Here is a 2,208-nt window from a genome sequence, read left to right on the forward strand (position 1 = left end):
CCATCGCGCCGAGAGTACTGCGGGGTCAGCCCGTGGGAGGCCAGGGCGCCGCTGACCGGTGGACGGCACCGAGCCGTCGGATGACATGGAGAAGGGGGAGGCCTCGCGGCCCCCCCTTTTTGCGTTAAAGGCGGCATTCACTAAGTAATTAAATCAATCCAATCATCCACCGGTGAATATAAACGTTCACCGTTCTGTGGCCGGTTCTCTGTTCTCAATGGACTAATATTTGCTTTAGCGCGCTGATGCGCTTGTCCTGTTTTACACGGGTTGTTTTATTGATTGTGACGGAAGGACTCACATGGCAGATGTTCATGAGCTGCTTGATACTTGGATTGCCAATGTCAAGGACGAGGAGCTCCTCGCTGAGCTCAACACGATGAAGGAGCAGGGTGACGAAGACGCCATCACCGACGCTTTCTTCCAAGATCTCGCCTTCGGTACCGCCGGTCTACGTGGCACTATCGGTGCAGGCACTAACCGTATGAATATCTATACGGTTGGTCGCGCGACGCAGGGTTTTGCTGACTATCTCAATGCGACCTTCGAGCATCCGACGGTTGCCATCGCTCGCGATAGCCGCAATAAGGGTGAACTGTTCGTTAAGACGACGGCTGCCATTCTTGCCGCAAACGGCGTGACTGCTCTCGTGTATCCTAAGATTTCTCCCGTGCCGACGCTTTCCTGGGCCGTCCGTGACCTTAAGTGCTCCGGTGGCATTTGCATGACCGCTAGTCATAATCCAGCGCCTTATAACGGCTATAAGGCCTATGGCCCCGACGGCTGCCAGATTACCAGCGAGGCTGCCGATGCAATTTCTAAGGCTATCGCCGAGACCGATACGTTTACCGGCGTGAAGTCCATGGACTTCGATGAGGCTCTTGAGCAGGGTCTGGTCAAATGGATCGATGACTCGTGCCTCGAGCGTTATTATGACGCCGTTCTCGCCCGCGGCGTGACCAACCTTTCTGCCGAGGAGATCGCTGGCGCTCCGCTTAAGCTCGTCTACACTCCGCTCAACGGCACCGGCCTCATTCCCGTCACGACGGTGCTCGAGCGCGCTGGCATCACCGATGTCACGGTTGTTCCCGAGCAGAAGGAGCCTAACGGCGATTTCCCGACCTGCCCGTATCCTAACCCCGAGATTCGCCAGGCCATGCAGAAGGGCATTGACCTGTGCGAGCAGGTTCACCCTGATCTGCTGCTTGCAACCGATCCTGACGCCGATCGCGTTGGCGTTGCCGTTAAGAATAGCGATGACTATCTGCTGCTGACCGGCAATGAGATGGGCGTTCTGCTGCTCGACTATATCTGCAAGACCCGCGCTGCTCGCGGTGAGGACCTCACTAAGAAGGTTGCTGTCACTACTATCGTTTCTTCCGCCATGGTTGACGCTCTGGCCGACGAGTACGGTTTTGAGCTCCGTCGCTGCCTGACGGGCTTCAAGTACATCGGCGACATCATTACTTCTCTTTCCGATGCTGGCGAGGTCGATCGCTTTATCTTCGGTTTTGAGGAGAGCTACGGCTATCTGGCCGGCGACCACGTGCGCGACAAGGACGCCGTGAGCACTTCGCTTTTGATTTGCCAGATGGCGCAGTATTACAAGCTCCAGGGAAAGAACCTTGCCGACGCGATGCACGAGCTGTACGAGAAGTATGGCTACTATCACAACAAGACGATTTCGCTGAGCTATCCGGGTGCTGAGGGTGCGGCAAAGATGGCCGGCATCATGGCCGGTCTGCGCGAGAACCCGCCCGCGGAGCTCGCCGGTTCCAAGATTGAGGCCGTCGTTGATTACAACACCTGCGTGAACGGCCTGCCGAAGGCTAATGTTATTGAGTTCGATCTTGAGGGTGGCAACAAGGGTATTGTTCGTCCTTCCGGCACCGAGCCCAAGATTAAGCTGTACATCTTCGCTAAGGGCGCGGATGCCGCCGAGGCAGATGCAGCACTTGACGCGATCGAGGAGTCCGGTCGCAAGCTGCTGGCATAAGGTATTTAAGAGTCTATTGCTATAGATGGGCGAAAGAGGGGATCTCGGATGCGAGGTCCCCTCCTGTTTTTAACCAGCCAGCCGAGACTACTTATATGTGTAGGAAATGTGTACGCCCAGATTCCCGCCCCCGGGGCCCCTCCGGTCTGGCAATATATCTCCTTGCCGCGCGGCCCGGTCGGACCGGATGAGCCGCAAAGCGTGCACCTTGA

1 protein-coding gene is annotated in these 2,208 nt (G+C 56.7%); it reads left to right on the forward strand.

Translation table 11 applies throughout. The features are described from left to right. The first annotated feature begins 301 nt into the window (after positions 1-301). Entirely contained in the window at positions 302-1,996 is a 1,695-nt protein-coding gene (locus tag I2H19_RS09805; protein WP_055310777.1) for a phospho-sugar mutase, read from the forward strand. The last annotated feature ends 212 nt before the right edge of the window (positions 1,997-2,208 follow it).

Origin of the sequence: Collinsella aerofaciens, from assembly GCF_015560135.1 — a bacterium.
Lineage (GTDB): Bacteria > Actinomycetota > Coriobacteriia > Coriobacteriales > Coriobacteriaceae > Collinsella > Collinsella aerofaciens_AN.

Bases quoted from the DNA above. Each gene is read 5' to 3' on its own strand.
- I2H19_RS09805 (WP_055310777.1), top strand. From the start codon at position 302: ATGGCAGATGTTCATGAGCTGCTTGATACTTGGATTGCCAATGTCAAG.